The sequence below is a fragment of the Pseudomonadota bacterium genome (genome assembly GCA_013285445.1).
Classification (GTDB): domain Bacteria; phylum Pseudomonadota; class Gammaproteobacteria; order Xanthomonadales; family Wenzhouxiangellaceae; genus Wenzhouxiangella.
Genome location: CP053448.1, coordinates 1,593,882 through 1,616,841, shown reverse-complemented (window position 1 = coordinate 1,616,841; position 22,960 = coordinate 1,593,882). Strand labels below are relative to the sequence as shown.

Sequence of the window (22,960 nt, the reverse complement as noted above, 5' to 3'; positions counted from 1 at the left end):
GCGAGAGGGGGCAGCAAAAAATGGGGAGATGCCAATACCGTCACTGAACCGGTCTCAGCCGGCTCCGTCGTCCCCGTCGCCTTCTTCGTCTTCGGAGGCCGCCACCCGCGCCATGCCGATGAGCTGCTCGTCATCACCCAGCCGGATCAGCGTCACCCCCTGCGTGTTGCGACCCAGGCGCGAGATTTCAGCAGCAGAGGTGCGCACCAGCGTGCCGGCATTGGAGGTCAACATGACGTCATCGTCCCCGGTCACCGCCAGCGCCGCCACCAGCGGGCCGTTGCGGCCTTCGGTCTGAATACCGATCACGCCCTGACCGCCTCGCTTGTGCACCGGGAACTCATCCAGGGCCGTGCGCTTGCCGTACCCGTGCGCCGTAGCGAGCAGGACATCGCCCTCATCAGCCACCAGCATGGAAACGACCTGCTGGCCATGCTTGAGCCGGATCCCGACAACGCCGCGCGTCTGACGGCCCATCGGGCGGACGTCAGACTCATGGAAGCGCACCGTCTTGCCTGACGACGAAAACAGCAGGATGTCGCGGCTGCCCTCGGTAAAGGCCACGTCGACGAGTTCGTCGCCATCTTCCAGCAAGACCGCCCAGATGCCATTGGAACGGATATTGGCAAAATCCGACAACGGCGTCTTCTTCACGCGGCCGGAACGGGTTGCGAAGAAAACGAACCAGTCGTCCGGAAACTCACGCGTGGGCAAGACCGCATTGATGCGCTCGCCCTCGTCGAGCGGCAGCAGGTTGACCATCGGTCGGCCGCGGCTGTGATGGCCGGCCTGCGGCAGCTCGTAGACCTTGGTCTTGTAGACCTTGCCGGCGGATGTGAACACCAGTAGGGTGTCGTGGGTGTTGGTCACCCAGAAGCGCTCGACGAAGTCCTCGTCCTTGGTTCGGGCCGCCGAGCGTCCGCGCCCGCCGCGCTTCTGCGCGCGGTAGCGGTCCAGCGGCTGGTACTTGGCATAGCCCGCGTGCGAGAGCGTGACGACTACGTCCTCGGGCGTGATCAGATCCTCCATGGTCAGATCGAGATGATCAGGCACGATCTCGGAGCGCCGCGGATCGGCAAACTGATCGCGCAGCGCGATCAGCTCGTCGCGAATGACGGCCATCAGCGCATCAGGCTCGGACAGAATGCGCATCAGTTCCCGGATGGTCTCGAGAATCTGACGATATTCATCAGCCAGCTTGTCCTGCTCCAGGCCGGTCAGTTTTTGCAGCCGTAAATCGAGAATCGCCTGCGCCTGCTGCGGCGAGAGCTGGTAGCCACCCTCGCCCAGGCCGTATTCAGGCAACAGGTCCTCCGGGCGCGACAGGTCCGCACCGGCCTGGCCGAGCAGCGCTTCGACCAGCCCCGCGTCCCAGCGCTTGGCCTGCAGGGCTTCGCGCGCATCGGCCGGGGTCTTGGATGCCTTGATCAGGGCAATCACCTCGTCAAGGTTGGCGATCGCGACGGTCAGACCTTCCAGGATGTGGGCACGGTCACGCGACTTGCGCAGCTCGAACAGACTGCGCCGGGTGACCACCTCGCGCCGGTGCGACAGAAACGCCAGCAGCATCTGGCGGATATTGAGCAGCCGCGGCTGCCCGTCAACCAGGGCGACCATATTGATACCGAACACGGTCTGCAGCTGAGTGAGCTGGAACAGATTGTTGAGCACGACCTCGGCCACTTCGCCACGCTTGAGCTCGATGACCATGCGCATGCCGTCCTTGTCGGACTCGTCGCGCAGTTCGGAAATGCCCTCGATGCGCCGGGTCTTGACCAGATCCGCGATCTTCTCCAGCAGCCTGGCCTTGTTAACCATGTAGGGCAGTTCATGGACGACAATGCGCGTCCGGCCGCTGCCTTCGTCGATCTCGATCTCGGTCCGGGCGCGCAGATAGATTCGCCCCCGTCCGGTTCGATAGGCCTCAGCGATACCATCGGCACCGTTGATGATGGCGGCTGTGGGAAAGTCCGGCCCGGGCATGTGCCTCATCAGCGCATCAATATCCAGCTCCGGATCCTCGATCAGCGCCAGCAGCGCCGACGTCACTTCACCGAGATTGTGCGGCGGAATGTTCGTGGCCATGCCAACGGCGATCCCGGACGAACCGTTGACCAGCAGATTGGGAACGCGCGTCGGCAGAACGGTGGGCTCGGATTCCGACTCGTCGTAGTTGGGAATAAAGTTGACGGTGCCCTTGTCGATATCCGCCAGCAGTTCGTGAGCGATACGCGCCATGCGGACTTCGGTATAGCGCATGGCCGCAGGTGAATCGCCGTCGATCGAGCCGAAGTTGCCCTGGCCATCGACCAGCATGTAGCGCATGGAAAAAGGCTGAGCCATGCGCACGATGGTGTCGTAGACGGCGCTGTCGCCGTGTGGATGGTACTTACCAATGACATCACCGACCACGCGGGCCGATTTCTTGTAGGGCTTGTTGTAGTCGTTGCCCAGTTCATGCATCGCAAACAGCACGCGCCGGTGAACCGGCTTGAGCCCGTCACGGACGTCCGGAAGCGCGCGCCCAACGATCACGCTCATGGCGTAATCGAGGTAGGACTGGCGCATTTCGTCTTCCAGGTTGACCTGGAGCACCTCGCGTGCCATTTCCACCATCGGCCGTTACCCCGTAATCACTTTAGTATGTTATTGCAAGTATTTGATAAAAATGAACTTGCGGGTTGTCTTCCCGGGCATGGAGACGGCTGCACGGGAACACACAACAAACGGGGAATTCTACCACAGACGCCTGATTTCAGGGCCTTTCGGCATCGGCTGCGGAAGAAAAGTCAAACGGTGGACGATGCACCCCATGTTCGGTCACGATACAGTCCAGCAGATCTGCTGGCGTGACGTCGAACACCGGGTTCCAGGCAGCGTATCCAGCCGGCGTCCCGGCCAGCCCCGCAGCCGACCAGATCTCGCCGGGATCACGCTGCTCGATGGCAATGCCAGACCCCGCAGGCATCACCGGATCGATAGTCGATGCCGGGGCCACGACCATCATTCGGACACCGTGATAACGCGCAAGGACCGCCAGGGAGTAGGTCCCGATCTTGTTGGCCACGTCACCGTTGGCAGCAATGCGATCGGCGCCGGTGATGACCCACTGCACCCGTCCCGAGTTCATCAGCGCAGCCGCAGCGCCCTCTGTGATGACCTCGAAAGGGATCTCCAAGCGCGCCAGTTCCCAGGCTGTCAGGCGTGAACCCTGCAGCCAGGGCCGGGTCTCGTCGGCATAGATGCGGCCGATGCGACCGAGACGGTAACCGGCGACAATCACGCCCAGCGCCGTACCGATACCACCGGTGGCCAGCGAGCCGGTATTGCAGTGAGTCAGAACCCCGGAGCCTGGCTCGATCCTGGCGCTGCCGGCCGCAGCCATCGCCCGGTTGGCGGCGATGTCATCACGATGAATGCGTTGCGCCTCATCGATCAGCGCACTCGGATCCAGGCCGGCGCTCCGCTGCGCCCGGTGCCGCATCCGCTCGACTGCCCAGCTCAGATTGACGGCCGTCGGCCGGGCCAGCTCAAGGCGTTCCAGATCCAGACGCCATCCGATCACGTCTGTGCCACGCCGCAGCGCCGCAAGCACTGCCGCATAGGCGGCGGTAATGCCAATCGCAGGCGCCCCCCGCACGACCAGCTCGCGAATGGCTGAAATCGCCTCGTCGACCGTTTCAAGCTGCAGCCACCGCTCCTCGGCCGGCAAACAGCGCTGGTCGAGCAGGTGCAGCCGCCGGCCATCGAAACGAATGGCCTGAAATCCATCCTCGTCCTGCTGCTTTTTGCGATTCATGCGGGCTCCAATTCGTGCGATCTCAGCCGGTGCCATCGGCTTCAGGCGCTGACATTTCGCCTTCAAAGCCGTATTATGACGCATCGGAACAACCACACCCCCTATGACTCCACCATGCGCATACTGACACTGCTGTTGCTGTTGCTACTGCCCCTGGCGCCAGCCGCCCAGGAAACCGATGAACCCGCCGAAGCGCAAGCCACGGAGAGCCCGGACGTGATCCTGCATACCAACTACGGCGCGATCAGCGTCGAACTGTTCGAATCCGAAGCGCCGGAAAGCGTGGCCAATTTTCTCCAGTACGCTCGCGACGGCCACTATGACGGCACGCTTTTTCACCGCGTGATCGATAACTTCATGATCCAGGGCGGCGGTTTCGACGTCGAGTTCGCGCAGAAGCCCGCGCGCGACCCGATCATCAACGAGGCCGACAACGGCCTGCAAAACACCCGCGGCACGCTGGCCATGGCGCGCACCAACGACCCGCACTCGGCCACCAGCCAGTTCTTCATCAACGTCGCCGACAACAGCTTCCTGGATCACCGCAACAAGATGTCCGGCCAGACCTGGGGCTACGCGGTGTTTGGTCGGGTCATCGACGGCATGGATGTTGTCGACGAGATTCGGAAGGTTGAAACGCACAGTCGCGGCATGCACCGTGACGTTCCGGTCGAACCGGTGGTCATCGAGCGGGTAGAGTTGCCCTGAGCGATGATGCGCTGACCTACCTGGCCTCCGATCTGCATCTGGAGGCCGACCGGCCGGAGACCATCCGGCTGTTTCTCGACTTCCTCGCCGGCCCGGCCCGAGAAGCCGGCAACCTGTACCTGCTGGGCGACGTGTTCGAGGCCTGGATCGGCGACGATGCTCCGGGCCGGCTCGGCCTGGAAATTGCCGAGGCGCTGCGCGCCGTGTCTGATGGCGGTACACGACTGTATTTCATGTGCGGCAATCGCGACTTTTTGCTGGGCGCCGATTTTTGCCGGCGAGCCGGAATGGTTCATCTCGAAGAACCGCATTTTATCGATACAGCTGACGGACCGGCCATGCTGCTCCATGGCGACACTCTGTGCACCGATGACGAGGCCTATCAGCGGTTCCGGCGCAAAGTGCGAAACCCGCGCTGGCAGCGCCGCATCCTGGCGCGCCCGGTGTGGTGGCGCGGCATCCTGGCGCGCCTGGCGCGGGTGATGAGCCGCCGCCATACCGGCAGCTCCGAGGCATTGATCATGGACGTGAACACGGATGCGGTCGAGAATGCGTTCAGACACAATCAGGTGCGCCGAATCATCCATGGCCATACCCATCGTCTCGCGATTCATGATCTGCAGGTCGACCAGAACCACTGCCAGCGTATCGTGCTGGGTGACTGGAACGAGGCCGGTTCGGTCCTGCGCAGCGACCACAGCGGGCTGGCGCTGATGTCCGTCGCCCGGGATGGCGGCGGACCCATCCGGTTGCGGCTGCACGAAACGGCCGCATCACTGCGCTGAGCGCGACCTCACCGCCCACAAGAACGCCGGGCCCGGTCATGACGCCCCTGACAAACGCTACAGCAAGCGCTCGAGCCTGCGGGCGGCTGCCACACCGCTGATCCAGGCACCCTCGATGCGCTCGCCGGCGCACCAGTCGCCGGCAACCACCAGGCGCTCCCTGGCCCGGCTCAACAGCGGCGGCGACAGCGACGACACGCCGCCGCGGGCATAGCGCCAGCGATGCGCCTTGAGCAGCCGCACGTCACGAGTGAACAACACATCCAGCTCTCCCAGTGCCGCAAGCAGCAGTGAAGCGACCCGTTCCGGTACTGCTTCAAGCTGGGTTCGCGACCAGGCCGGTCCGGCATGCGCAATCCAGGACGGGGCGCCCTGTCGCCCGGGCCGGGTATCCATCCGGGCCACCCAGGACAGCGGACCCTGATTGACGAAGGCCGCATCAAAGCCGATTTCCGGCGCACGCTCGTAACCGACCATGAGCGCCCAGCACGGCGCCATCTCGACGTCCGACAGCGAGCCGGCAAGGGGATGGTCGTCACCCAGCAGGCCCAGCGACTGGGCCGGGGGTGCAGTCAACAGCAGCGAACGCGCTTCCAGGCGCTCACCTTCGCCCGAGGTCACGGCCCAGCCGGTGCCGTCCCAGGCGAGCCGTTCTGCCCGCCACCGCCAGCGACAGTCCAGGCCTTCGGCCAGGCGCCGCGGAACGGCGTTCATCGACGGCGTGCCGACCCATCGCCGGGCTCCGGCGCCGGATGAAGACGCGTCGGGCGGCCGGCCGAAAACAGCGATCCCGGCGTCCCACGACGCCAGCAGCCCGGCGGCGGCCCAGGCCTTGACCTGCCGGGCAAAGGCGTCGCTGCTCGCAGTCAGATACTGGGCGCCGTGGTCGAACTCGAAGCGGCCGGCCCGGCGGGTGGCGCTGCGGCCGCCCGGGCCGCGCGACTTCTCGACCACCGTGACCGCGTAGCCCTTGGCGGCCAGGCGGGCTGCCGCGGTCAGGCCCGCCCAGCCGGCGCCGACGACGAGAACGTCTCTCACGGCGACTGCCGCGTCATGACCAGCTGCTCGAGTTCGAAGCCCTGCTGCCGGGCCCGGGCCAGCAATTCGTCGAGCGTCGCCCGTTCGAGCTCGGGGCGGCGCGACAGCACCCAGAGGAAATCCCGGTCCTCGCTGCCCACCAGGGCATGCCGATAGTCGTCGTCCAGCGCGATGACCCGGTAATCTCCCCAGACGAAGGGCAGGAAGGAAAGCCAGCGCGGGGCGAAGCGCACTTCCAGCGCCGCGGCCGGTCCGTCGGGCCTGGCCCGTCGGGCAACGCCCTCGGCTTCGACCCGACTGCCGTCGGCGCGGCGGCAGCGGTTGGTGACGGCAACCCGTCCGTCCTCGCGCAGCGCGTAATCGGCGGTCACGTCGCCTTCGCACTGCGCCTGGAAGCGGTTGGGCAGGCGCGCGATTTCGTACCATCGCCCCTGGTAGCGCTCGAGGTCGATCTCGTCGACCAGCTCGAGCGGCGGTTGGCTGGCCAGGCTCATGACCGGCAGCATGACGCCCAGCAGCGGCGCGATCAAGCGCGGCGTCACTCGCCGGCTTCCGGGCGCAGGTAGGGAAACAGCAGCACGTCGCGGATCGACGACGAGTCGGTCAGCAGCATGACCAGGCGGTCGATGCCGATGCCCTCCCCGGCCGCGGGCGGCATGCCGTATTCCAGCGCGCGGATGTAGTCGTGGTCGAAGTGCATCGCCTCGGCGTCGCCGGCGTCGCGCGCTTCGACCTGGGCGCGGAAGCGCGCGGCCTGGTCTTCCGGGTCGTTGAGCTCGGAGAAGCCGTTGGCGATCTCGCGCCCGGCCACGATCAGCTCGAAACGGTCGGCGAAGTCGGGGTCGTCGTCGTTGCGACGCGACAGCGGCGAGACCTCGATCGGGTACTGCGTGACGAAGGTCGGCTGGACCAGTGTGTGCTCGACGCCGTGCTCGAACAGCTCCATCAGCAGGCGGCCCCAGCCCCAGGTCTCCTCGACGTGCAGCTTGCAGCGGTGGCAGGCCGCGCGCAGCGCGCCGGCGTCCTTGACGTCGTCGCGCGACAGTTCGTCATAGTGCGCGACCACGGCATCGGCCACGGAGATGCGATCGAAATTGCCGCCGAAGTCGATCGTCTCGCCCTGGTAGTCGATCCGCCCGTCGGCCGTGCCCGGCAGGGAAGTCACCAAGCCGTTGAGCAGCTCCTGGGTCAGCCGGATCAGGTCGTTGTAGTCGGCGTGGGCCCAGTAGAACTCGAGCATGGTGAACTCGGGGTTGTGCCGGGTCGACACGCCCTCGTTGCGGAAGTTGCGGTTGATCTCGTAGACCTTCTCCAGGCCACCGACGAGCAGGCGCTTGAGGTGCAATTCGGGCGCGACCCGCAGGTAGAGATCGAGATCGAGGGCGTTGTGGTGGGTCACGAAGGGCCGGGCCGTGGCGCCGCCGGGGATGTGGTGCATCATCGGCGTCTCGACCTCGAGAAAGCCGTGCGCGTCGAAGAAGTGCCGGATGGCGCGGATGACCAGGCTGCGGCGCACGAAGGTGTCGCGCACCGCCGGGTTGACGATCAGGTCGACGTAGCGCTGCCGGTAGCGGGTTTCCTGGTCGCTCAGGCCGTGCCACTTTTCCGGCAGGGGCCGCAGCGACTTGCTCAGCAGCCGCAGGTCTTCGGCGTGGATCGACAACTCGCCGGTGCGGGTGCGCATCAGCTTGCCCGCCACGCCGACAATATCGCCGATATCCCAGTGCCTGAAGGCGGCGTAGACGCCCTCGGGCAGGTCGTCGCGGCGGAGGTAGAGCTGGATGCGCGCGCCCGAGCCGTCCTGGATGTGGACGAAGCTGGCCTTGCCCATGACCCGCCGCGACAGGATGCGGCCGGCCAGGCGGTAGGTCTCGCCGTGCCCGGCCAGCGTCTCCTGCGGCCAGGCCTCGGCATCGCCGAAGCGTTCGAGCAGCGTCGCCGCGTCGGCGTTGACCCGGAAGTCGTTCGGATACGCCTCACCGAACTCGCGCTGGGCCTTGAGCTTCTCGCGCCGCTCGGCGATCAGGCGGTTCTCATCGACCTCGGGCGGCTGATTGTGGTTCGCGTCGGTCATCTGCGGTTCCTTCACTCGAGCCCGGCCTGGAGCTGCGCGGCGGCGAATTCGTCGAGATCGCCGTCCAGCACCTTCTGGGTGTCGCTGCGCTCGATACCCGTGCGCAGATCCTTGATGCGCGACTGGTCGAGCACGTAGTTGCGAATCTGGCTGCCCCAGCCGATATCGGCCTTCTCTTCTTCAGCCGCCTGCGCTTTCTCGCGCTGCTTCTGCAGCTCCATTTCGTAGAGCTTGGCGCGGAGCTGCTTCATCGCCTGGTCCTTGTTGCTGTGCTGCGAGCGCCCGGACTGGCATTGGACGACGATACCGCTGGGCTCATGGGTGATGCGAACAGCCGATTCGGTCCGGTTGACGTGCTGGCCGCCGGCACCCGAGGCCCGGTAGACGTCGATACGCAGGTCGGAGGGATCGATCTCGACCTCGATCGATTCGTCGATTTCCGGCGAGACGAACACGCTGGCAAACGAGGTATGGCGACGGTTGCCCGAGTCGAACGGCGATTTGCGCACCAGGCGGTGCACGCCGGTCTCGGTGCGGCACCAGCCGAAGGCATGGTCGCCCTCGACCCGCACGGTCGCGCTCTTGATGCCGGCCACGTCGCCCGCGGACAACTCGACGATCTCGGTATTCCAGCCACGGTGCTCAGCCCATCGCAGATACATTCTCAACAGCATCTCGGCCCAGTCCTGGGCTTCCGTGCCGCCGGATCCGGCCTGGATGTCAATGAAGCAGGGCTTGTCGTCCATCTCACCGGAGAACATGCGCTGGAACTCCAGGTCTGCAACCCGGCGTTCGAGCCGTTCCAGATCGCCGGCAACGCTGGCCAGCGTGTCCTCGTCATCCTCTTCGAGCGCCAGCTCAAGCAGTTCACCGGCATCACGCACGCCCTCGATGACCTCGCGCTGCGCGCTGACCGAGCGGTCCAGATCCGAGCGTTCCTTGCCCAGCTTCTGGGCATGCTCCGGATCATCCCAGACGGTGGGATCCTCGAGCTCCCGAGTGACTTCCTCGAGGCGTTCTACCTTGCCATCGTAGTCAAAGGTACCCCCTCAGCGCCCGCACACGGCGCTCCAGGTCGTCCAGGAGATTCTTCAGGCCGGTCTGTTCCATCGAAGGTCGATCCTCAGGGTTTTTGTCTGTGAACTGGGCGAAGCCGGATATTCTAACGGCGTCGAGGCCTCGAGCACCAGAACAAGCCTCGAAAACCCGGGCAGAACTGGTACATTGATGCACACAATTCGCCAACCGAGGTACCGAACGAGATGAACGAGTACTGGATCGTAGTGGCCGATTCGGGCAAAGCCCGCATTTTCACCCGCGCCAGGAAATTCAGCGAGCTCACCGAGATCGAAACGCTCGTGCATCCGGAATCCCGCCTCAAGGGCAAGGATCTGGTCACCGACCGACCCGCGCAGGTGCATGAGTCCCACGCCCATGGCCAAAGCCCGAGTGAGGAAGCCGACCCGAAAGCCACCGAGGCTGAACGATTCGCCAAGGCGCTAGTGGTCCTTCAACCTGATAATTTAGGGTTCAGTTGGTCTGTCAGCGTTCAGGGCAAGGCGCGGCTCGCAGTGAATGGCCATCGCCCTTTGCAAGAGCCGGAACGCCGCCATGGACGCTGACAGGCCAACCCTTCGGGCGCTCCTGTGGCGCTCCGCTGCTGCGTTCCGCCGCTTGGCAAGGGCGATGGCCATTCCCGGCGCGGCGCGCCTTGCGGCGAAACGCCACAGGAACGCTGAACCCTAAATTATCAGGTTGAAGGACCACTAGTGGGCCATGCGGTTAATTAGGTAACGCTCAGAGCCGCTGTGCCGGTGCGAATCAAGGCGCGTTTCGCAGGGAATGGCCGCTCCCTTGCCAAGAAACGCAACGCCGAGTCGCGCCGGCACAGTGGCTCCCGGAGGGCCGCCGCACAAGCGACGTGGGCTGCGTTCCGCTCGCTCGACGGCCCGGCAAGGACGCCTTCGCTCGCGCGCCTTGCCCCCGACGCTTGTGCGGCGGCTGAGTGTTACCTAATTAGCCGCATGGCCCACTAGCCGACCGCCTTGAGCGCGGGCGAAAGGACGGGGACTACCGGCAGCTGGTACTGATCGCCGCCCCACGTTTTCTCGGCCGTTTGCGCAATCGACTGGACGCCGGCACGCGTGAATGCGTGACTGCCGAAGCGACCAAAGACCTGGTGCGAGCCGAAAGCTCGCGCATCGCCGCCACGGTCGACCAGGTCTACTGACTTGCCCGACCTTCGACCAGGTAACGAATCCTGAGCTGGGGCGTGACCCGTCCGCGCCAGCGATTGACCTCCAGACCGTAGATGACAGGCAGCGGCTCGGGCAATTCCTGGTGGCACAGACTGCCGGCGCCGAAGGCTATGGCATCAAGCACCGGTCCGCCACCTTCGGGCTGCAGACGAAGCCTGAGATGGCTGGCGCCGACAATGCGCCGTTCGAGCACGTGGAAGCGGCCGTCGAATAGCGGTTCGGGCCAGCCCTGGCCCCAGGGACCGGCCGCAGCCAGTGCATTGGCGGTTTCCAGCGTCAGCTCCTCGGCCGCCAGCGCACCGTCGGTCTCGACCCGGTCGGGTTTGAAGACGCGTTCGGCCAGCTGCTCGTGGAAGGCCTCCCGAAACGCGTCCAGACGGCCCGCAGCCAGCGACAGGCCGGCGGCGCGGGCGTGCCCTCCGAAGCGATCAATCAGTCCGGGACGGGCTGCATCGATAGCGACCAGCAGGTCGCGCATGTGGACCCCGGCAGGGCTGCGCCCCGAACCCTTGAGCTCGCGGCTCCCCGCTTCGGCCGGCGCGAAGGCGACCACGGGGCGCTGCAGATGCTCGACCAGGCGCCCGGCGACCAGGCCGACGACCCCCTGGTGCCAGTCCGCATCATAGACGCACAGCCCCGGAAGGTCGTCGGCTGCCTGCTCGGCCAGCGCCCTGGCCTGGGCCTCGGCCGTGGCCTGCATGTCGGCCTGCAGGGACTGACGCTCGCGGTTCAGGGCATCGAGTTGCCCGGCCAGTTCGGCCGCCTCGCGCTCGCTTTCGGCCAGCAGGCAGCGAATACCGATGCCCATGTCCTCGAGCCGCCCGGCCGCGTTGAGCCGGGGCCCGGCGACGAACCCCATATCGGCGGCATCGACATGGCGCAGATTGCGGCCGGCGACTTCCAGCAGCGCGCGGATGCCGGGCAAACAGCGCCCGGCACGAATGCGCAGCAGCCCCTGCTGGACCAGGCGACGATTGTTTTCATCCAGCGGCACCAGGTCGGCCACCGTACCGAGGGCAACCAGATCCAGCCAGCGATCCAGGCGCGGCTCGCGTCCGCGCTCGAAACGCCCCAGCTCGCGCAGATGCGAGCGCAGCGCCATGAGCAGGTAGAACATCACGCCCACGCCGGCCAGCGCCTTCGATCCGAAGGTCTCGCCCGGCAGGTTGGGGTTGACGATCGCGTCCGCCGCCGGCAGGGTCTCGCCCGGCAGATGATGGTCCGTGACAATCACCTGCATACCCCGCTCGCGCGCCAGCGCGATACCGTTGATCGAGCTCACCCCCTGGTCGACGGTCAGGACCAGATCAGGTTTCAGCGCACCCAGTTCCTCGACCAGGGCGACACCCAGGCCGTAACCGTGGCGAAAGCGGTCGGGGACTCGCCAGTGCAGGTTGGCCGCGCCCATGGCCCCGAGCCCGTGCACCGCCAGCGCTGTGCCGGTGGCGCCGTCGGCATCGAAGTCACCGACCACGACGATGCGCGCGTTTCGTGCGATCGCGTCCGCCAGCAGCCCGCAGGCGGCATCCAGCCCGCCCAGCATTGGCGGCAGCAGCCTGGCCAGACTGTAGTCGGGCACCTCGATCGCGCCGCGCGCCGCGAGCACGCGGCCGGCCACCGGATGCACACCCTCCAGTTGGCGTTCCAGGCCTTTGCGGCGACGAATGTAAACGCGCCGGATCATCGCCAGGCCCGCCAGGCATGGCCTGGCGTGAACGCTTTTGCCTCGCGCCATTCCGCGACTTCCAGGCTGCGCAAGCGCCCCAGCCGAAGCTGGCGCCAGGCTGGGCGCAGAAAGACTTGCAGCCGCTCGAGGTTGCGCTCGGCGGTCTCGGAAGGTTCGGGCAGCCACTCAAACAGGTCGCCGGCCCGGGCTGTCACACCCCCGGCACCTGGAGGGCTGCAGGGCAACCCGAGCCATTCGGCCAGGCCGGTCAACACCGGATCATCGGCCACGATACGCCTCACGCGCGGACGAACGTCGGCAAGGTCCGGCAACGCACCGCCGCCCCAGAACCACAGGCTGGCGGGAACCGCATCGGGATGATCGGCGCGGCGACGAAGCTGGTGCAGCAGCACCTGCGTTTCATTGAGCAGCCGGCGCCAGCGCCGGGCATCAGAGCCCTCGGGCAGGCAGTGGTCGAGGCTTTCCCCGGCCAGCGCCCAGGGCGGCGTGAAACGGCATTCGGGCACGGCCTCCAGGCGCAGGTAGCCGCGGCCGGAGGGCGCCATTTCCAGCACCATGCCCTCCTCGGCAAACAGCGCCTGCAACTCCGGCAGCCACTCGCCCGCTTCGAATCGGGCTTCGGCCCGGATCCAGACCGCGGCCAGGTCGGGCACCAGGTCCACCGGGTCGGCGCGTAACCAGGTCCCGTCACAGTCTTCCGGACAATCCAGCCGGCGGCTCAGGGCCGCTGCGGCCAGCGGGCGGCCGGTGGCCAGCACTGCCTGCGGGCATTCCGGATCCAGGGGAATCGTCCCGGACAGGCGCTGCATTGCCGCGATCAGCGGCGGCACGCTGAGGGCTTCCCGCAGCAGCGCCTCCAGCTCCGGGACGAATACGATCAGGCGCTGTTCAGGAGCCGTAGCGAACCTCGACGATCTCATAGGCTCGCCTGCCGTTGGGCGCCTGGAACTCGACCACGTCGCCCTCTTCCTGCCCGATCAGGGCGCGCGCCAGCGGCGCGGAAATGGCCAGGCGGCCCTTGCTGGAGTCGGCTTCGAGGTCACCGACGATCTGCCAGGTCACCTCCTCGGCATCGTCGGCATCTTCCATCAGTACGACCGTGGCGCCGAATACGACCTTGCTGCCGGCATTGAGCGCGTCGACATCGATGATGCGCGAGTTGCCCAACGCCGCTTCCAGCTCCTGGATTCGGCCTTCGATGAAACCCTGCTGCTCTCGGGCCGCATGGTATTCGGCATTCTCCTTGAGATCACCGTGCGCCCGGGCCTCTGCGATCGCCTCGATGATGGCCGGGCGCTCCTTCTTCTTGAGTCGCTCCAGTTCCGCGCGCAGCCGGTCAGCTCCCGCTCGGGTCATTGGCGTCTGGCTCATGAATGCTCCTTATGATTCGTGCAGCTCAGCAAGACTGCGGACACCACGCTCGTACCAGTGGTCCATGGCCTTGAGCGTGGCGCGGGCACCGGCAATGGTGGTGGAATAGTTCACCTTGCGCTGAAGCGCCTCACGCCGGATCGAAAACGAGTCGGCAATCGCCTGGCGCCCTTCGGTGGTGTTGACGATGTAGTCGATATCGTCGTTCTTGATCAGGTCGACAATATGCGGTCGGCCCTGTATCACCTTGTTGACGTAGTCACATTCAACACCGTTTTCAACCAGGAATGTCCAGGTTCCCTGGGTCGCGACCAGCCCGAACCCCCGCTCGGCCAGCTCGCGGGCGACCGGCAGCAGCCGTTCCTTGTCAGCATCGCGCACGCTCAGAAAGGCCCGACCGTTGTGCTTGAGGTTGATGCCGACACCCTGCTGAGCACGCGCCACCGCCGAACCGAACGTCCGGCCCACTCCCATGGCTTCACCGGTCGACCGCATTTCCGGGCCGAGAATGGGATCCACACCCAGAAATTTGATGAACGGGTAGATCGGCTCCTTGATCGAATAGAACGGACTTTCAAGATCACTTTCAAAGCCCTGTTCTGAAAGCATTTTTCCAACCATGCAGCAGGCGGCCACCTGGGCCAGCGCCACGCCGGTGGCCTTGGATACGAAGGGCACGGTGCGCGATGCACGCGGATTAACTTCGAGCACGAAGATCTCGCCGTTGCGCACCGCAAACTGCACATTCATGAGACCAACCACTTGCAGCGCCAGCGCCATCTGGCGCGTCTGCTGGCGAATCGACTCGACGGTCTCATCGGCCAGCGAAAACGGCGGCAGACTGCAGGAGGAGTCGCCGGAATGGACCCCGGCCTCCTCGATATGCTCCATGACGCCGCCGATGACCACCCGCTCACCGTCACAGACCGCGTCCACATCGACCTCGATGGCATGGTCGAGAAAATGATCGAGCAGAACCGGTGAATCATTGGACACCTTGACCGCTTCCCGCATGTAGCGCCTCAGCTCGTCTTCGCCGTGGACAATGTCCATGGCGCGGCCACCAAGCACGTAGGAGGGTCGCACGACCAGCGGATAACCCACTTCACGCGCAAGCACCAGCGCCTCTTCGGGGTTGCGCGCGGTACGGTTGGACGGCTGTTTGAGGCCCAGTTCGTTGAGCAGCGCCTGGAAGCGCTGGCGGTCTTCGGCCAAATCGATGCAGTCCGGGCTGGTGCCGATGATCGGAACCCCGGCGGCTTCCAGTGAGCGGGCGAGCTTGAGTGGCGTCTGACCACCGAACTGGATGATGACGCCTTCGGGCTGCTCGACCTCGACGATCGACAGCACATCCTCCAGGGTCAGCGGCTCGAAGTAGAGCCGATCGGAGGTATCGTAATCGGTCGACACGGTCTCCGGGTTGCAGTTAACCATGATGGTCTCGAAACCCAGCTTGCGCATGGCCACGGCGGCGTGCACACAGCAGTAATCGAACTCGATCCCCTGGCCAATGCGGTTGGGACCGCCGCCGAGCACCATGATCTTGCGACGCTGGCCGGGATTCGCCTCGCATTGCTCTCCCCAGGTCGAATACAGGTAGGCCGTTGAGGTGGCAAACTCGGCCGCACAGGTATCCACCCTGCGATAGGCCGGGCGCAGCCCGAAACCGCCGCGCAACTTGCGGATCGCGGCTTCGCCGACTTCGACCAGCGCTGCAATGCGCGCATCGGAAAAACCGTAGCGCTTGAGCTCGAGCAGGCGATGAGCGTCCAGACCTGCAATGCCATGGTCTATGACCTGCTGCTCGACCTCGATCAGTTCGGCCAGCTGGTCCAGGAACCAGGGGTCGATCCGCGACAGCGCATGAATCTCGTCGAACGCGAGTCCACGGCGCATGGCTTCGGCCACGAACAGCAGACGATCCGGCCCCGCCTGGCGCATCTCGCGGCGAATCAGGGTCAGCTCGTCGACATCGACTTCATCATCGAAAACAACCGGGTCCAGGCCAGTCAGCCCCGTCTCCAGGCTCCGCAGGGCCTTCTGCAGGGATTCCTGGAAGGTGCGACCGATGGCCATCGCCTCTCCGACCGACTTCATCTGCGTCGTCAGGCGGTCGTCGGCAGCCGGAAACTTCTCGAAGGCGAAACGCGGGATCTTGGTGACGACGTAGTCGATCGACGGCTCGAAGGATGCCGGTGTCGCGCCCCCGGTGATCTCGTTTTCCAGCTCGTCGAGGGTATAGCCCACCGCCAGCTTTGCGGCAACCTTGGCAATCGGGAAACCGGTCGCCTTGGACGCCAGCGCCGAGGAGCGCGACACGCGCGGGTTCATTTCGATCACGACCACTCGACCACTGTCCGGATCGATCGCGAACTGAACGTTGGAGCCCCCGGTATCGACTCCGATCTTCCTGAGGACCGCAATGGCGGCGTTCCTGAGAACCTGGTACTCCTTGTCGGTCAGCGTCTGCGCCGGCGCCACGGTAATCGAGTCACCGGTATGCACGCCCATCGGATCGAGATTCTCGATCGAACAGACGATGATGCAGTTGTCAGCCTTGTCGCGCACGACTTCCAGCTCGAATTCCTTCCACCCCAGCAGGGACTCGTCAAGCAGGACCTCGTTGGTCGGCGACAGGTCCAGGCCGTGCTCGACAATCTGCACGAACTCCTCGCGGTTATAGGCGACACCACCACCGGAGCCACCGAGCGTGAAAGACGGGCGAATGATGATCGGAAAGCCGATGCGCTGCTGAATCTCGATGGCCTGATCGAGCGAATGAGCCACCTCGGCTTCGGGCGATTCCAGGCCGATGTCGCGCATCGCCTCGCGGAAGGCTTCTCGGTCCTCGGCCATATCGATCGCTTCGCGCGAGGCACCGATCATCTCGACCCCAAACGCTTCGAGAACGCCTTCACGAACCAGATCCAGCGCACAATTCAGCGCGGTCTGCCCGCCCATGGTTGGCAGTAGCGCATCGGGCCGCTCCTTCTCGATGACGTCGCGCACCACGTCCCAGCGAATCGGCTCGATATAGACCACATCGGCGATTTCCGGATCGGTCATGATCGTGGCCGGATTCGAGTTGACCAGAATGACGCGGTAGCCTTCTTCCCTGAGTGCCTTGACAGCCTGTACGCCCGAGTAGTCGAATTCGCAGGCCTGACCAATCACGATCGGCCCGGCGCCGATGATCAGGATGGACTGGATGTCTGTTCGTTTGGGCATGAATATCTAACCGCAGATGATCGCGAATGAACGCGGATTGAAAATCACAATTGATGAACCGTTCGCATTATCTGCACCTTTGAGCGCCCGAGGTTCACGAGCAATCCCGACTGAAAACTCCCACAAGGCCCGTAGCTGAGCAACTGCGCCTGACGTTCGGAAAGAATGCCACTGGCCGCCTTCAGTTCCCGGACTTCGCGATACTCCGCGTTGAAGTTGGTCACCAAAAAACCGATCCTGTGGCCGTCGCCACGGACAGAATGGCTCACTGGGTAAGCACACCCGATGATTCGCTCTGAAATTTCGTTCAGATCTGCGTTCATCCGCGTTCATCCGCGGTTTCCATCAAGTCGGCAAAGCGATCAAACAACGGCCGCAGATCGTGTGGGCCAGGACTGGCTTCCGGATGCCCCTGAAAGCCCATCGCGGGCCGGCCCTCGATTCGAATACCCTGCAGAGTTCCATCGAACAGCGAACGGTGGGTTGCGATGACCGCGTCTGGCAGGCTGGCCTCATCAACGGCAAAGCCGTGGTTCTGGCTGGTGATCAGCACCTGGCCGGTGGCCAGGTCCTTGACCGGATGATTGGCGCCGTGGTGGCCGAACTTCAGCTTGACCGTTCGCGCCCCGGCCGCCAGCGCCATCAATTGATGGCCAAGGCAAATGCCGAACACGGGCACCCGGCGTTCGAGCAGGATCCGTATGGCGTCAATTGCATAGGAACAGGGTTGCGGATCCCCGGGGCCGTTCGACAGCATGACACCGTCCGGGGCAAGCGACAGGACCTCATCGCAGGGCGTGCGGGCCGGAACCACGGTCACCCGACAGCCCGCGTCGACCAGCAGCCGCAGGATATTGCGCTTGACGCCAAAATCGTAGCACACGACGTGAAACCGGCCACTGCCGGTCCGGTACCGACCGCTGCCAAGATCCCAGCTGCCTTCCCGCCATTGGTAAGAACGGTCGACGCTGACCTCGCGCGCCAGATCACGCCCGCTCATTGGCTCGCACTGGCGGGCACGTTCGACGGCTTCATTCGCGTCAACCGAGGCACCAACCATCAGGCAGCCATTCAGTGCACCGGCCTCGCGCAGGCGCATCGTCAGAGCACGTGTATCAACGCCGGCAATGCCGCAGCAGTTCTCGCCGAGCAGCCAGTCCGACAGGGACTGGCTGGCACGCCAGCTGCTGTGGCGTCGCGGGTAGTGCCGGATGATCAAGCCACGGGCGTGAATCCGCGACGACTCGACGTCCTGCACATTGACCCCGGTATTGCCAACATGCGCAGCAGTCAGCGTCACCAGCTGGCCAGCATAGCTCGGATCAGTCAGGATTTCCTGGTAGCCGGTCATCGCGGTATTGAAAACCACTTCGCCAATCCGGGCGCCGGACGCACCCAGGCCAATGCCGGAAAACGTGGTGCCGTCTTCCAGCCCGAGTACCGCCTGCATTGGAACCAATTCGAACCTCCAGCTACACGAAGCGGGCGAGACCGAGGCCGATCCGCCCGCTGACCGAATGCCGGCACAATCGTTACCCGGCTGCCGGAGGGCTATTGTAAACAACCCGGACCGACGGGGCCAGTGGGCGAGCAGTTTCAGTGGCGTTCAGGGGGCTCGGCAACAAGCCCGCAGCGATGCGGGTCGTTTGCGTCCGCCAGCGGACGCATGGTTTCCGGGCCGTGGCCCTGAGCGATCAGATAGTCCAGCCACTTCATCAAGGCCCGATTCAGGCGCCAGCTGCGAACCACCAGCGCGTTCATCGACAACTCGGGTCCGGCCAGGCGCTCGATCCCCTGCTGGGGGCTGAATGCAGTCGCCTCGGCCATGCCCGCGTCGTGGTAGATACGCACGTGGGCGTTTGGATTGTGCTGACGCTCCTCACCGATGACGTAGGACAACCGGATAAACGTGGTGTAGGCGTGGCGCTCAATGACTTCCAGCTGCAGCTCGGGACCCCCATCGACCCGCGAGGTCAGGCAATCGCTCCGTGCCAGACCGTCGGGCAGCAGCACGTTCAGCGCACGGTACACGGCGCTGTGCAGTTCGGGCAGCCGGCGGGCCAGAACGCGACTGGAGGGCTGTAATTGGCGCGACTTGGTCAGCATGGCGGGCGAGAATACCACACGCGTGCAGCAGCTCGCCGTCACCGGATCACGGCATGCCGGCACCGTCGGCTCAGTGCATCTCGCGCTCGAGCCCGAGCTCGAGCAGGATGCGGCTGGCCAGTTCCTCGATCGAGGAATCGGTCGACGAAAGCATCGGCACACCCTCGGCGCGCAGCATGGCCTCAGCCGCGTCAACCTCATAACGGCATTGACGCGGCGAAGCGTAGCGGCTACCCGGCCGGCGATTCTCTCGAATCTGGGCCAGGCGATCTGGATCGATCGTGAGGCCGAACAGCTTGGACTTGTGCTGACGCAGAAAAGACGGCAGCCTGTGCTGCTCCAGGTCTTCCTCGGTCAGCGGATAGTTGGCCGCCTTGAGACCGTAGTGCAGCGCCATGTACAGGCAGGTCGGTGTCTTGCCCGAACGCGACACGCCAATGAGGATGACATCAGCGTTGTCGAGCCGCTTGCTGATGCCGTCATCATGGGTCAAGGCGTAATTGGTCGCCTCCATCCGGTCCTCATAGCCCTGGCTGTCGCCCATGCCATGTGCCTGGCCGACACGCGGCGAGCGATCCACACCAAGGACTTGCTCGAGCTGGGTGACGAAGGTACCGAACAAATCGAACAGGTGACCGCTGCAGTCAGCCAGCACCTCGCCGACATCGATATCGACGATCGTGCTGAAAACCAGCGGGCGCACACCTTCCGCCTCGGCGGCGCGATCAATCAGGGCAGCGGCATCACGCGCCTTGCTCGGCGTGTCCACGAAGGGCAGCCTAACCTGCCGGAATTCCACGCCGGAGAACTGCGTCAGCAGGCTGTGGCCAAAGGTCTCGGCGGTGATCGCGGTTCCGTCGGAGACAAAGAATACGGTTCGTCGCATGGCGGTGCCGGTTACAATAGCGGGCTTTAACACCCTGCTTTCTCGGAGTATCTGTGGCGGAGTATATCCTTTGGCTTGACGAGCTTGGAATGGGCGACCTTGAAAAGGTCGGCGGGAAGAACGCCTCCCTCGGGGAAATGATCACCCACCTCAGCGATGCCGGCGTCAATGTTCCCGGCGGATTCGCCACGACGGCTGCGGCCTTTCGCGACTTTCTCGATCAGTCAGCGCTCAGTGAGCGAATTGGCGAAATCCTGGATTCGCTCGACGCCGATGACACGCGTGCGCTGGCGGCGGCCGGCAGCCGCATCCGCCAGTCGATCATGGATACGCCGCTGCCGGCCAGGCTTGAGCAGGCCGTGCGCGATGCCTACCAGCAGATGCAGACACGCCACGGTGCCGGCATGGCGGTGGCGGTGCGTTCCTCGGCGACTGCCGAGGATCTGCCCGACGCCTCCTTTGCCGGCCAGCAGGAGACGTTTCTAAACGTCTGCGGGATCGAGGCCGTCCTCGAACGAATCCACGCCGTTTTTGCCAGTCTCTACAACGATCGCGCAATCGCCTACCGGGTCCACCAGGGCTTTGCGCACGCCGATGTGGCCCTGTCGGCCGGTGTCCAGCTGATGGTGAGAGCCGGCTCGGGCGCGGCCGGCGTGATGTTTACGCTTGACACCGAATCCGGCTATGACGGCGTGGTCTTCATTACTTCCAGCTACGGGCTGGGCGAGTCGGTGGTGCAGGGAGCCGTCAACCCCGACGAGTTCTATCTTTTCAAGGCCAATCTGAAGGCGGGGAAACCGGCCGTGCTGCGTCGCACCCTCGGCTCCAAGGCCACGCGCATGGTCTACGCGGCCAACGACGCCGGCGGTGTGCTGACCGACGACACCCCCGAACAGGACCGCATGCGCTTTTCGCTCAGCGACGCCGACGCCACCCGCCTGGCCGAGATGGCGCTGACCATTGAAGATCACTATGGCCGCCCGATGGATATCGAGTGGGCCAGGGATGGCGAGACCGGCGAGCTGTTCATCCTCCAGGCGCGCCCGGAAACGGTCAAGAGCCGTTCGGGCCAGGCCATGGAGCGGTTTCGCCTCGACTCAACCGGCGCCGTTCTGGCCGAAGGCCGCGCCATCGGCCAGCGCATCGGCCAGGGCAAGGCGCGTGTGATCGAGTCGCTTGACCAGATTCACGAAGTCCGGGCCGGCGACGTGCTGGTCACGGACATGACCGACCCGGACTGGGAACCGGTCATGAAGCGGGCCGCGGCCATTGTCACCAATCGCGGCGGCCGGACCTGCCACGCAGCCATCATCGCGCGCGAACTCGGCATTCCCGCGGTCGTGGGTTGCGCCGACGCCACCGAGCGCATTGCCCACGGCCAGAGCGTCACAGTGTCTTGCAGCGAAGGCGATACGGGCCGGATCTATGCCGGTCAGCTGGCCTTCAGCGTCAGCGAGGATTCCCTTGAGGACATGCCTGAAGCACCGCTGAAGATCATGATGAACGTAGCCAATCCCGACCGGGCCTTTGACTTCGCGATGATCCCGAACCACGGTGTGGGCCTGGCCCGCCTGGAGTTCATCATCAACCGGCTGATCGGCATCCACCCGCTTGCGCTGCTCGCGCGCGATGAACAACCCGAAGAAGTCCGCGCCGAAATCGACCGCCGCACCGCCGGCTACGATGATCCGGTTCGGTTCTATGTCGACAAACTGGCCGAGGGCATCAGCACCATTGCCGCGCCATTCGCCCCCCACCCGGTCATCGTGCGGCTGTCTGATTTCAAGAGCAATGAATATGCCAACCTGATCGGCGGTGAACGCTATGAGCCGGATGAGGAGAACCCGATGATCGGCTGGCGTGGCGCGTCACGCTACGTCGACGAGCGCTTCAAGCCGGCCTTCGAGCTGGAGTGCCGGGCACTCAGGCAGGTGCGGGAAACCATGGGGCTCGATCATGTCTGGGTCATGATTCCATTTGTACGCACGGTCGATGAGGCGCGCGAGGTGGTCGACGTGATGGCCGAGTTCGGGCTCAGGCGTGGCGAGCAGGGCCTGAAAGTCATCATGATGTGCGAACTGCCCTCCAACGCCCTCAGTTCAGAGGCATTCCTGGAGTACTTTGACGGTTTCTCGATCGGATCCAACGACCTGACCCAGCTCACACTCGGACTCGACCGTGATTCCGGGCTGGTCGCCCACCGCTTCGACGAGCGCGACCCGGCGGTCAAGGCCATGCTGTCAATGGCCATCACCAGCTGCCGGAAGGCCGGCAAATATATTGGTATCTGCGGCCAGGGTCCGTCCGACTATCCTGATCTGGCCCAGTGGCTGATGGAGCAGGGTATCGAGAGCATGTCGCTCAACCCGGACACCGTGGTGGACACCTGGCGGCAGCTGGCGAAGCATCGGGATTGAAGCCGGTGGTGGTTGGTCTAGCCTCGTCCCTCGGGGACGCGGCCCCGGCCTACGACCCGCCCAGCTCCCCCATGAAGCGACGATAGTACCGAAGCTCCTCGAGCGAATCCCTGATATCCTCCAGTGCCTGGTGGCTGGAGTCCTTGCTGAAGCCTTCCGCCACCTTCGGCGCCCAGCGACGGGCCAGTTCCTTGACGGTGCTGACATCGAGATTGCGGTAGTGAAAATACGCCTCCAGTTCTGGCATCAGGCGAGCCAGGAAGCGACGGTCCTGGCAGATCGAGTTGCCGCACATCGGCGACACGCGGGCCGGTACATGCTGCTGCAGAAAAGCAATGGTCTGATGCTCTGCCGCAGCCAGGCTGGTGCCCGACTCCAGACAGCGCCTGACCAGCCCCGATCCGGTGTGCGTGCGGGTGTTCCACTCATCCATAGCCCCGAGCACAGCCCTGGGCGTCGCGATGGCCAGCTGGGGACCGACCGCCACCTCGTGCAAATCGCCATCGGTCAACAAAGTGGCAATCTCGATGATCGTATCAGAGGCCGGGTCCAGGCCGGTCATCTCCAGGTCAATCCAGATCAGATAGCTCTCGTTCATGATCG

18 protein-coding genes and 3 pseudogenes are annotated in these 22,960 nt (G+C 64.7%); 6 read left to right on the top strand and 15 right to left on the bottom strand.

The genetic code is table 11. The features are described from left to right. Positions 1-54 precede the first annotated feature (54 nt). Together gyrA and mtnA are read right to left on the bottom strand one after the other, a co-directional pair. Positions 55-2,616 (bottom strand): DNA gyrase subunit A, encoded by a 2,562-nt coding sequence (gene gyrA / locus HND55_07315; GenBank protein ID QKK02467.1) that lies wholly within the window; start codon positions 2,614-2,616, stop codon positions 55-57. Between the two features lie 139 nt (positions 2,617-2,755). Next, positions 2,756-3,799, bottom strand: coding sequence for an S-methyl-5-thioribose-1-phosphate isomerase (mtnA, locus tag HND55_07310; GenBank protein QKK02466.1), 1,044 nt, complete (start codon positions 3,797-3,799; stop codon positions 2,756-2,758). Between the two features lie 114 nt (positions 3,800-3,913). Between mtnA and HND55_07305 the strand changes: the two genes are divergently transcribed. Both HND55_07305 and HND55_07300 read left to right on the top strand, forming a co-directional pair. Continuing rightward, the gene (locus HND55_07305; GenBank protein ID QKK02465.1) at positions 3,914-4,507 is read left to right on the top strand and encodes a peptidyl-prolyl cis-trans isomerase; all 594 of its coding nucleotides are present in this window, start codon (positions 3,914-3,916) and stop codon (positions 4,505-4,507) included. Between the two features lie 11 nt (positions 4,508-4,518). Beyond that, positions 4,519-5,292, top strand: a complete 774-nt coding sequence (locus HND55_07300; GenBank protein ID QKK04034.1) for a UDP-2,3-diacylglucosamine diphosphatase — start codon at positions 4,519-4,521, stop codon at positions 5,290-5,292. A 57-nt stretch (positions 5,293-5,349) separates the two neighbouring features. Here HND55_07300 and HND55_07295 read toward each other — a convergent pair whose 3' ends face one another. From HND55_07295 to prfB, 4 genes are all read right to left on the bottom strand, one after another. Continuing rightward, on the bottom strand, positions 5,350-6,330 hold the full coding sequence (locus tag HND55_07295) for an FAD-dependent oxidoreductase (protein QKK02464.1): 981 nt from the start codon (positions 6,328-6,330) through the stop codon (positions 5,350-5,352). Next, positions 6,327-6,836 carry a lipocalin family protein gene (locus HND55_07290; GenBank protein ID QKK04033.1) on the bottom strand — a complete coding sequence of 170 codons (510 nt, stop codon included), beginning with the start codon at positions 6,834-6,836 and terminating at the stop codon, positions 6,327-6,329. The genes HND55_07295 and HND55_07290 overlap by 4 nt, the downstream gene beginning before the upstream one ends. A gap of 32 nt (positions 6,837-6,868) precedes the next feature. Continuing rightward, positions 6,869-8,404 (bottom strand): lysine--tRNA ligase, encoded by a 1,536-nt coding sequence (gene lysS / locus HND55_07285; protein ID QKK02463.1) that lies wholly within the window; start codon positions 8,402-8,404, stop codon positions 6,869-6,871. 11 nt (positions 8,405-8,415) lie between these two features. Continuing rightward, positions 8,416-9,514, bottom strand: a protein-coding gene (gene prfB, locus HND55_07280; GenBank protein QKK02462.1) for a peptide chain release factor 2 whose coding sequence is annotated in 2 segments (ribosomal slippage) — positions 8,416-9,441 and positions 9,443-9,514 — 1,098 coding nt in all. Because the reading frame shifts where the segments join, the coding sequence is not laid out codon by codon here. A 152-nt stretch (positions 9,515-9,666) separates the two neighbouring features. On the opposite strand from prfB, the pseudogene HND55_07275 reads away from it, so the two are divergent. The 3 pseudogenes from HND55_07275 to HND55_07265 all read left to right on the top strand — a co-directional run bounded on the left by HND55_07275 (position 9,667) and on the right by HND55_07265 (position 10,634). Beyond that, a pseudogene (locus HND55_07275) lies at positions 9,667-9,906 on the top strand (host attachment protein). Then, positions 9,907-10,150: pseudogene (locus HND55_07270) on the top strand (hypothetical protein). A 286-nt stretch (positions 10,151-10,436) separates the two neighbouring features. Next, a pseudogene (locus HND55_07265) lies at positions 10,437-10,634 on the top strand (host attachment protein). Here the strand turns inward: HND55_07265 and recJ are convergent. The 8 genes from recJ to HND55_07225 all read right to left on the bottom strand — a co-directional run bounded on the left by recJ (position 10,628) and on the right by HND55_07225 (position 19,940). After that, entirely contained in the window at positions 10,628-12,346 is a 1,719-nt protein-coding gene (gene recJ, locus HND55_07260) for a single-stranded-DNA-specific exonuclease RecJ (GenBank protein QKK04032.1), read from the bottom strand. The pseudogene HND55_07265 and the gene recJ overlap by 7 nt on opposite strands. Continuing rightward, positions 12,343-13,269, bottom strand: a complete 927-nt coding sequence (locus tag HND55_07255; GenBank protein ID QKK02461.1) for a hypothetical protein — start codon at positions 13,267-13,269, stop codon at positions 12,343-12,345. Before HND55_07255 ends, recJ begins: the two co-directional genes overlap by 4 nt. After that, positions 13,238-13,720, bottom strand: a complete 483-nt coding sequence (gene greA / locus HND55_07250) for a transcription elongation factor GreA (protein QKK02460.1) — start codon at positions 13,718-13,720, stop codon at positions 13,238-13,240. The genes HND55_07255 and greA overlap by 32 nt, the downstream gene beginning before the upstream one ends. 9 nt (positions 13,721-13,729) lie before the next feature. Then, entirely contained in the window at positions 13,730-16,948 is a 3,219-nt protein-coding gene (gene carB, locus HND55_07245) for a carbamoyl-phosphate synthase large subunit (protein ID QKK02459.1), read from the bottom strand. Positions 16,949-16,992: 44 nt separating this feature from the next. Then, a complete protein-coding gene (locus tag HND55_07240) occupies positions 16,993-17,271 on the bottom strand; it encodes a hypothetical protein (protein QKK02458.1) in 279 nt (92 codons plus the stop codon). Then, complete coding sequence (gene carA / locus HND55_07235) at positions 17,268-18,398, bottom strand: glutamine-hydrolyzing carbamoyl-phosphate synthase small subunit (protein QKK02457.1); 1,131 nt, start codon at positions 18,396-18,398, stop codon at positions 17,268-17,270. The genes HND55_07240 and carA overlap by 4 nt, the downstream gene beginning before the upstream one ends. Positions 18,399-18,544: 146 nt before the next feature. Then, positions 18,545-19,117: a DUF1249 domain-containing protein gene (locus tag HND55_07230; GenBank protein QKK02456.1), complete on the bottom strand. Its 573-nt coding sequence runs from the start codon at positions 19,115-19,117 to the stop codon at positions 18,545-18,547. A 7-nt stretch (positions 19,118-19,124) separates the two neighbouring features. Next, a complete protein-coding gene (locus HND55_07225; protein ID QKK02455.1) occupies positions 19,125-19,940 on the bottom strand; it encodes a kinase/pyrophosphorylase in 816 nt (271 codons plus the stop codon). Between the two features lie 53 nt (positions 19,941-19,993). Between HND55_07225 and ppsA the strand changes: the two genes are divergently transcribed. Beyond that, positions 19,994-22,357: a phosphoenolpyruvate synthase gene (ppsA, locus tag HND55_07220; protein QKK02454.1), complete on the top strand. Its 2,364-nt coding sequence runs from the start codon at positions 19,994-19,996 to the stop codon at positions 22,355-22,357. Positions 22,358-22,406: 49 nt separating this feature from the next. On the opposite strand, the gene orn is transcribed toward ppsA, so the two are convergent. Beyond that, positions 22,407-22,955, bottom strand: coding sequence for an oligoribonuclease (gene orn / locus HND55_07215; protein ID QKK02453.1), 549 nt, complete (start codon positions 22,953-22,955; stop codon positions 22,407-22,409). Between the last annotated feature and the right edge of the window lie 5 nt (positions 22,956-22,960).

Bases quoted from the DNA above. Each gene is read 5' to 3' on its own strand.
- gyrA (QKK02467.1), bottom strand. From the start codon at position 2,616: ATGGTGGAAATGGCACGCGAGGTGCTCCAGGTCAACCTGGAAGACGAA.
- mtnA (QKK02466.1), bottom strand. From the start codon at position 3,799: ATGAATCGCAAAAAGCAGCAGGACGAGGATGGATTTCAGGCCATTCGT.
- HND55_07305 (QKK02465.1), top strand. From the start codon at position 3,914: ATGCGCATACTGACACTGCTGTTGCTGTTGCTACTGCCCCTGGCGCCA.
- HND55_07290 (QKK04033.1), bottom strand. From the start codon at position 6,836: ATGCTGCCGGTCATGAGCCTGGCCAGCCAACCGCCGCTCGAGCTGGTC.
- lysS (QKK02463.1), bottom strand. From the start codon at position 8,404: ATGACCGACGCGAACCACAATCAGCCGCCCGAGGTCGATGAGAACCGC.
- recJ (QKK04032.1), bottom strand. From the start codon at position 12,346: ATGATCCGGCGCGTTTACATTCGTCGCCGCAAAGGCCTGGAACGCCAA.
- HND55_07255 (QKK02461.1), bottom strand. From the start codon at position 13,269: ATGAGATCGTCGAGGTTCGCTACGGCTCCTGAACAGCGCCTGATCGTA.
- greA (QKK02460.1), bottom strand. From the start codon at position 13,720: ATGAGCCAGACGCCAATGACCCGAGCGGGAGCTGACCGGCTGCGCGCG.
- carB (QKK02459.1), bottom strand. From the start codon at position 16,948: ATGCCCAAACGAACAGACATCCAGTCCATCCTGATCATCGGCGCCGGG.
- HND55_07240 (QKK02458.1), bottom strand. From the start codon at position 17,271: ATGAACGCAGATCTGAACGAAATTTCAGAGCGAATCATCGGGTGTGCT.
- carA (QKK02457.1), bottom strand. From the start codon at position 18,398: ATGCAGGCGGTACTCGGGCTGGAAGACGGCACCACGTTTTCCGGCATT.
- HND55_07225 (QKK02455.1), bottom strand. From the start codon at position 19,940: ATGCGACGAACCGTATTCTTTGTCTCCGACGGAACCGCGATCACCGCC.
- orn (QKK02453.1), bottom strand. From the start codon at position 22,955: ATGAACGAGAGCTATCTGATCTGGATTGACCTGGAGATGACCGGCCTG.